Annotated in this window: 7 protein-coding genes and 1 tRNA gene; 4 read left to right on the top strand and 4 right to left on the bottom strand. The window is 72.9% G+C overall.

Features of this window, described 5'->3' with window-relative positions; translation table 11 throughout:
* Positions 1-109 precede the first annotated feature (109 nt).
* From ABD067_RS17975 to ABD067_RS17965, 3 genes are all read right to left on the bottom strand, one after another.
* The gene (locus ABD067_RS17975; protein WP_343896744.1) at positions 110-1,285 is read right to left on the bottom strand and encodes an acetate/propionate family kinase; all 1,176 of its coding nucleotides are present in this window, start codon (positions 1,283-1,285) and stop codon (positions 110-112) included.
* Complete coding sequence (locus ABD067_RS17970; protein WP_343896743.1) at positions 1,282-2,673, bottom strand: bifunctional enoyl-CoA hydratase/phosphate acetyltransferase; 1,392 nt, start codon at positions 2,671-2,673, stop codon at positions 1,282-1,284. Before ABD067_RS17970 ends, ABD067_RS17975 begins: the two co-directional genes overlap by 4 nt.
* 527 nt (positions 2,674-3,200) lie before the next feature.
* Positions 3,201-3,276, bottom strand: a tRNA-Ala gene (locus tag ABD067_RS17965).
* Between the two features lie 158 nt (positions 3,277-3,434).
* Between ABD067_RS17965 and ABD067_RS17960 the strand changes: the two genes are divergently transcribed.
* The 4 genes from ABD067_RS17960 (at position 3,435) to ABD067_RS17945 (ending at position 6,356) form a co-directional block, all read left to right on the top strand.
* Positions 3,435-4,163, top strand: a complete 729-nt coding sequence (locus ABD067_RS17960; protein ID WP_343896742.1) for a CoA transferase subunit A — start codon at positions 3,435-3,437, stop codon at positions 4,161-4,163.
* 19 nt (positions 4,164-4,182) lie between these two features.
* The gene (locus ABD067_RS17955) at positions 4,183-4,836 is read left to right on the top strand and encodes a CoA transferase subunit B (RefSeq protein WP_343896741.1); all 654 of its coding nucleotides are present in this window, start codon (positions 4,183-4,185) and stop codon (positions 4,834-4,836) included.
* A complete protein-coding gene (folE, locus tag ABD067_RS17950) occupies positions 4,833-5,426 on the top strand; it encodes a GTP cyclohydrolase I FolE (protein ID WP_343896740.1) in 594 nt (197 codons plus the stop codon). Before ABD067_RS17955 ends, folE begins: the two co-directional genes overlap by 4 nt.
* A 555-nt stretch (positions 5,427-5,981) precedes the next feature.
* Complete coding sequence (locus ABD067_RS17945; RefSeq protein ID WP_343896739.1) at positions 5,982-6,356, top strand: response regulator; 375 nt, start codon at positions 5,982-5,984, stop codon at positions 6,354-6,356.
* A gap of 35 nt (positions 6,357-6,391) precedes the next feature.
* Here ABD067_RS17945 and ABD067_RS17940 read toward each other — a convergent pair whose 3' ends face one another.
* Positions 6,392-6,778: a RidA family protein gene (locus ABD067_RS17940; RefSeq protein ID WP_343896738.1), complete on the bottom strand. Its 387-nt coding sequence runs from the start codon at positions 6,776-6,778 to the stop codon at positions 6,392-6,394.
* Positions 6,779-7,384 lie beyond the last annotated feature (606 nt).

Genomic DNA, 7,384 nt, shown 5'->3' with positions numbered 1-7,384 from the left:
TCGTGGCCGCCTATGTGCTCGCCCGCAGCCTCGGCCTGATCGGATGAGCGGCGCGAACCACCGCCCCCTCCAGGACCAACCCGCGCCACCTCGACCCCGGGACGGACACCTAACCGCCCACCAGCGCCAGCGTGTGGCGGACGATCACGCGGTTCTCGTCCGTCGGGACCACCCGCGCCTCCACCCGGCTGCCCGGCGCGCTGATGCGCGGCCCGTGCGCGGCGTTCGCCGCCTCGTCGAGTTCCACGCCCAGCCAGGCGCAGGCGCGGCAGATCGCGGCCCGCACCGGCGCCGCGTTCTCGCCCACGCCCGCCGTGAACACCAAGCCGTCCAGCCCGCCGAGCGCGCCGGCGAGCGAAGCCACGTGGCGCGCCGCCCGGTGGCAGAAGACCTCCACCGCGAAGGCGGCGCGCGGGTCTTCGCTCGCCAGCAGGTCGCGGAAGTCGGACGAGACCCCGCCCGACAGGCCGAGCATCCCTGAGCGCCGGTAGAGCAGGTCCTCGACCGCGCGCGCGTCCATGCCCGCCTGGCGCAGCAGGTGCAGCACCACGCCCGGGTCCAGGTCGCCGCAACGGGTGCCCATGGGCAGGCCGTCGAGCGCCGTGAAGCCCATGGTGGTGGCGACCGACACGCCCGCGCGCATCGCGCATGCCGAGGCGCCGTTGCCGAGGTGCGCCGCCACCACGCGCCCGCCGGCGATGCCCGGCGCGCGCTCCGGCAGGACGGAGGCGATGTGCTCGTAGGACAGGCCGTGGAAGCCGTAGCGCCGTATCCCCGCTTCGTGCAGCGCGAGCGGCAGGGCGTAGGCCTGCTCCACCTCCGGCATGGTGCGGTGGAAGGCGGTGTCGAAGCAGGCCACTTGCGGGATCGCCGGGTCGAGCGTGAGCACGGCCCGGATCGGCGCCAGGTTGTGCGGCTCGTGCAGGGGCGCGAGCGGCACCAGCGCTTCGAGCTCGTCCAGCAGCCCGGGCGTGACCAGGGTGGGCCTCGTGTGACGGACGCCGCCATGCACCACGCGATGGCCGATGGCGGCGATCCGCCGGCCGCCGAGCCAGTCCCGCAACCACGGCAGCAGCGCCGTCACGGCTTCCCCGGGCGTGGCGGGCGGCGGGTCCGGGAGCGGCGGCGCCAGCTCCGCGCCGCCGGCCTCCGCCGCCCGGGCGCGCGGGCGGCGCGTGCCGATGCCGTCCACCGCGCCGGACAGGACGCGGCGCTCCGCCTCGTAGAGCGCGAACTTGAGGGAGGAGGAGCCGGCGTTGACGACGCCCACCAAGGGCCCGCTCATCCGGCCGCGGTTCCGCGCCGGCGCGCCGACACGACGAGCTGCGCCAGGGCCGCCGAAGCCAAGCGGGCGGTCACGCTGTCCGCGCGGCTCGTGAGGATCACGGGCACCTGCGCGCCGAGGACGAGCCCCGCGCTCTCCGCCCCGGCGAGGTAGGAAAGCTGCTTCGCCACCATGTTCCCGGCCTCCAGGTCCGGCGCGAGGAGGACGTCCGCGTCCCCGGCCACCGGGCTCTCGATCCGCTTGGTCTTGGCGGCGGCGCGGCTCACCGCGTTGTCGAAGGCGAGCGGGCCGTCCACCAGCGCGCCGGTGATCTGGCCCCGCTCGGCCATCTTGCTGAGCATGGCGGCGTCCATCGTGGCCGGCATCGCCGGGTTCACCGTCTCCACCGCCGCCAGCACGGCGATCTTCGGCAGCAGGACGCCGAGCGCCCGCACCAGGTCCGCCGCGTTCTGCGCGATGTCGGCCTTGGCCATGAGGTCCGGGGCGATGTTGATGGCGGCGTCCGTGACGAAGAGCGGCTTCGGGTAGGCCGGCACGTCGAACGCGAAGACGTGGCTGATGCGGCGGCGGCCGCGCAGCCCGTTCGCGCGCGACACCACCGCCGCCATCAGCTCGTCGGTGTGCAGGCTGCCCTTCATCAGCGCGTCGGCCCGCCCGTCGCGGCACAGGGCGGCGGCGGCGGCCGCAGCGGCGTGCGGGTCGTCCGCCTCGACCAGTTCGGCCCTGTCGAGGTCGACACCCGCCGCGCCGGCGGCCGCGGCGATCAACGACCGCGGGCCGACCAGCACCGGGCGGAGGAAGCCGCGGTGGGCCGCCTCCAGCGGGCCGAGCAGGCTGTCGCGGTCGCAGGGCCAGGCGACGGCGGTGCGCAGCGGCTCCTCCTCCGCCGCGCGCGCCAGCAGTCGCGCGAGGTGGGGGTGGCGTTGCAGGACGATGGCCGGGCGCTCCGTGTGCGGGATCGTCACCCTTTCGCGCGGCGGACGCACCAACAAGCGCCCGGCCGCCAATTCCCTGCCGCCGGCGCCCGACACGGCGGCTTCCAGCGCGACCTCGCCCGCCGCCCTGTTGCCACAGGGGACGACGGTCAAAGCGGTCGTCACCTCCTCGTCCGGGGCAGGCGCGCCGAACATGCGGAGCTCCGAGGCCAGGATCACGGTGCCCGGCCCCGGCAGTTCCTGCGCGGCCAACTCGGCCACCAGCGCCCCCAGCAGCAGCGCCTCGTCGGCGGTGGGTGGCCCGTCGAGCGGGTAGAACGGCGGCAGGCCCGTCACGGCGGCGGCGAGGTCGAAGGCGCGCGGCGGCACGCGGCCGGTGCGGCTGGCCCGGCGGCCGGGGAGCAACTCGGCCGCCGTGAGGCCGATCAGGGCGTCGGGCGCGTCGGTCGGCATGGGGGTTCTCCAAGGCGGTGCGCGAGCCTTGGCGCGGCGGGGTCGGGGCCGTGCGGGTGGCGCGGATGGTTTTCGACTTCGAAGGGTCCGCGTGCGATGCGGGGCGGCCGTTTCCATCCCATCTGCACAGCCGCAACCGGCGCTCCGCAGCGCGAAGGCCGGCCTCCGCGGAGCGCAACGCGGCCCGAGGCGCGGGGTTGACCCGCTCCGGGATCGGCCATCCAACCCCGCCAAGGGACGCGCCGTGCGGCCGCCGATCCCGTTGCGAGCGGGGCCGGCCGCCGGATCACCGCCTCACCCGTGCGAGGACCACGACGCCGCCACGCTCAACACGAGGAGCACCTCGGCCAAGCGCGGCGCGTGCCGGTTTCCGTCGGGCCGCTGCCGTGTGCCCGGGCGCCGCGCCCGCGACAGGTCAACCGTCCCGGCCAAGCATCGCCCACCAATGAGCGAGCGCGGGCCGGTGCGTGGGCCGCCATTCAAGCGCTGCGGAAGTGGCGCGATTCCAGCGTGCCGCGAGTGGAAGGTGGTGGAGCCAGGCGGAATCGAACCGCCGACCTCTTGAATGCCATTCAAGCGCTCTCCCAACTGAGCTATGGCCCCGGGCTCCGGCCCCGCAAGGGCCGTGGAGAGGCGGCGGGTATAGCCGCCGCCGCCCGCGCCGGCAAGGCTTTCCCGCGCCGCCGCGTCCAGGGGCCTTCCGCGCCCGTGCCCACGCCACTACCTTGCCGGGGACGATCCCGGCCGCACAGGAGCCACCCATGCGAAAGGTCTACCCGGACGCGCGCGAAGCGCTCGCCGGACTCTTGCGCGACGGCATGACCATCATGTCCGGCGGCTTCGGCCTGTGCGGCATCCCGGCCGTGTTGATCGAGGCGGTGCGGGAAAGCGGGGCGAAGGACCTCACGGTGGTCTCCAACAACGCCGGCATCGACGGCGTGGGCTTGGGCGTGCTGCTGGAAACGCGCCAGATCCGCAAGATGGTCTCGTCCTACGTCGGCGAGAACCAGACCTTCGCCAAACAGTACCTGGCCGGCGAACTGGAGATCGAGTTCAACCCACAGGGCACGCTGGCGGAACGCATCCGCGCCGGCGGCGCAGGCATCCCGGCCTTCTACACCAAAACCGGCGTCGGCACCGAGGTCGCAAAGGGCAAGCCCACGCAGGAGTTCGACGGCGAGACCTACGTGATGGAGCGCGGCCTCTTCGCCGATCTCGCCCTGGTCCACGCCTACATGGGCGACCACGAGGGCAACCTCGTTTATCGACGCACGGCGCGGAACTTCAACCCGATCATGGCCACCGCCGCCAAGGTCACGGTGGTGCAGGTGGAGCACCTGGTCCGGCCCGGCGAGTTCGACCCGGACCACATCATAACGCCCGGCGTCTTCGTGAAGCGCATGATCGCGCTCCCCGCGGACTACGAAAAGCGGATCGAGCAACGCACCGTCCGCAAGCGCGAGCCGGCCGCCGCCGGCGGCGTGGCGTAAGAACGAGGGGAAGCGAGACATGCCCTGGACCCGCGACGAGATGGCGGCCCGCGCCGCGCGCGAGCTGCAAGACGGCTTCTACGTCAACCTCGGCATCGGCATCCCGACGCTGGTGGCGAACCACGTGCCGCCCGGCATGACGGTGCAGCTCCAATCCGAGAACGGAATGCTCGGCCTCGGCCCGTTCCCCTACGAGGGGGAGGAGGACCCGGACCTCATCAACGCCGGCAAGCAGACCATCACCGCGCTGCCGACCTCCTCCTACTTCGACAGCGCCCAGAGCTTCGGCATGATCCGCGGCGGCCACATCGACCTTTCGATCCTCGGCGCGCTCCAGGTGGCGGAGAACGGCGACCTCGCCAACTGGATGATCCCGGGCAAAATGGTGAAGGGCATGGGCGGCGCGATGGACTTGGTCGCCGGCGTCAAGAAGGTGGTGGTGCTGATGGAGCACACCGCCGGCGGCAAACCGAAGCTCCTCAAGCGCTGCACCCTGCCGCTCACCGGCCAGCGCGTGGTGGACATGGTGATCTCCGAACTCGGCGTCTTCGCCATCGACAAGAAGGGCGACGGCGGCGTTTCCCTGGTGGAAGCCGCGCCCGGCGTGTCGGTGGACGAGATCAAGGCCAAGACGGAAGCGGAGTTCCGCGTCGAGGCGCAGCGCGCGGCATGACCGGCCGCCCCTCCCGCGAGGAGGCCGAGGCCGCCGTCCGCGTCCTCCTGCGTTGGGCCTGCGACGACCCGGAGCGGGAAGGGCTGCGCGACACGCCCAAACGCGTCGCCGAGGCCTACGAGGAATTCTTCACCGGCTACTCCGTCGATCCGGTGGAGCTGCTCGCGCGCTCTTTCGAGGAGACGGACGGTTACGACGAGATGGTGGTGCTCCGCGACATCCGGTTCGAGAGCCACTGCGAGCACCACATCGCGCCCATCATCGGCCGCGCCCATATCGCCTACCTCCCGGACAAGCGGGTGGTCGGCATTTCCAAGCTCGCCCGCGTGCTGGAAGCCTTTTCCAAGCGCCTCCAGATCCAGGAACGCCTGACCGCGCAGGTGGCCAACAGCATTCAGGAGGTGCTGAAGCCCAAGGGCGTGGCGGTGGTCATCGACGCCACGCACCAGTGCATGACCACCCGCGGCGTCCACCGCCCCGGCGTGACCATGGTGACGAGCCACATGCTCGGCGCCTTCCGCACCGACCCCGCGACCCGGCGCGAATTCATGGCGATCATCGCCGCCCCACGCGGTGTGAACGAGGGCTGACACCCGCCGCCCCGGCCCGTCGGCGGACACTTCAAGCCGGCTCAAACTAAAGCGGGGGTTGATTTTCCCCCTAAGTTATAATATCCCGTCTGGAGTGCGTCGTCTTCAGTCGTCGCGCTTTGAATGATTTTCAGGACGGAAGGGGCCGGCTCATTTTTTGGTTGTCTTTCCCTTGCGACGAGGGGCCTGCCGCTCTCGTGTCCCACTCGCGCGCTGGCCTTGTTGCCGTTTCGCCGCTGCTCCGCTCGCCACGGCAGCGCCGGTTGCGCTCGCCCGGGGACCACGGCTGAAGCGTCGCCTTCCGTCGCCGGAGAGGCCGGGACGGGACGACACGGCCTCCGCGGCCAAGCATCCCACGCGCTTCGATCCCGGTGGCGGCTCGTGCGAACAGCCGGATGCGGCCCGCGCGCGGCTGGTAGGCGCCCGCGCTGCCCGGCGCGAACCGGACCGGGCCGGGCTGTTCGGCGCGCTCACCTTCGAGTGAACGGCCGGGCCCGGTAGTGCCCGTCCGCGGAACACACGCACCGGCCGCCATCGGCAAGGGAGAAGCCGTTCTTGAGCCCTGACACACCAACGAGCCGCCGGGTGCTCCTCGTCGAGGACGAGGCGTTGATCGCCATGAACGTGGAAGACATGCTGGACGCGCTCGGCTACATCGTGGTCGCCGCGGGGGCGGGGGCGGACGAGGCGCTCGCGGCCGTGGAGGGCGGCGGCATCGACGCCGCCCTGCTCGACGTGAACCTCCGGGGGCGAACCAGCTTCCCGGTGGCCGACGCGCTCGCCGCGCGCGACGTGCCCTTCGTCTTCGCCACCGGCTACGGCAACCGCGGCCTGCGCGAGGACTTCCGCGACCGGCCGGTGCTGCAGAAGCCCTTCAAGCTGCGTGACATGGAGCTTGCCTTGTCGGGGGCGCTCGCCGCGGATCGCTGATCGGCCCGGCATCGGGCTTCGGCGCCGTCGCGGCCTCAATCCGCCGCTTCCGCCTCCACTTCGACCTGGAAGCGCGGGTGGGCCAACCCGGCCACCACCAGCAGGGTGCTCGCGGGCGCGTGGCCGTCGAAGAAGGCGTCGCGCGCTTCCCGCCAGAGCGGGACGAGTTCCTGGTCCGTCAGGAACACCGTGATCTTGGCGACGTGGCGCGGCCCCATGCCGTGCGCGGAGAGGATGGCGCCGAGGTTGGCCAAGGCTTGGCGCATCTGCTCCCAGGGATCGTGGTCGAGGTGCCCGTCCGGTCTCAGTCCGACCTGGCCCGACACCAGCAAGCGGCGCCCGCCGCCTTCCACCAGGGCGGCGTGCGAATAGCGCGAGCCCGGCGGGAACACCCCGTCGGGGTTGCTGAACGTGACCGGCATCGCGTCGTCACTCCTCTGGATCCGGCGGTGGCTGCGGTCGTCCCGTGGCGGCCCCGCCCGGCGCCGCCGCGCCTCCACCGGGAGGCAACTCCTCGCGGCTGACGGGCGGCGGCACCGCCGCCCCGCCGCCGGCCGCCGGCGCCACCGCGACGAGCCAGCGCCGGAGGTTGCGCCGGAGCTGGAACTCGAACTCGACGTTCAGGTCCTCCATGGTCCGCCGCAACAGCAGGTCCGCGGCCCGCGGCCGCGACGCTTCCGCGCCGGACACGCCGCGCTGCGCCGCCGCCTCCATGAAGCCGCCGCCGCCCTCCTCGCCGCCCTTGCCCGCGACGTCCACGCGGCAGCCGAGGGAGCAGCGGAGCGCCCCGCCCGGCTCCCGCACCACACTCGCCGCCGTCACCGAGAACACCGCCTGCCCCGAGCCGCCGGCGGCGGAAAGCCGGTCCCGCGCCATGCCCCGCACCGCGTCGGCGGGCGTTGGCGACAGCAACGGCCCGACATCCCCCGGCGGCGATGGCGGCGCCGAAGGCACGATCTCCAGCGCCGCCACGTCCAACGGCAGCGGGGTGAGGTGCGTCCACGACATCGGGGGCAGGGGCGGCGCCG

Source organism: Craurococcus roseus, assembly GCF_039523795.1.
Lineage (GTDB): Bacteria > Pseudomonadota > Alphaproteobacteria > Acetobacterales > Acetobacteraceae > Craurococcus > Craurococcus roseus.
This window is presented reverse-complemented; position numbering and strand designations above follow the sequence as displayed.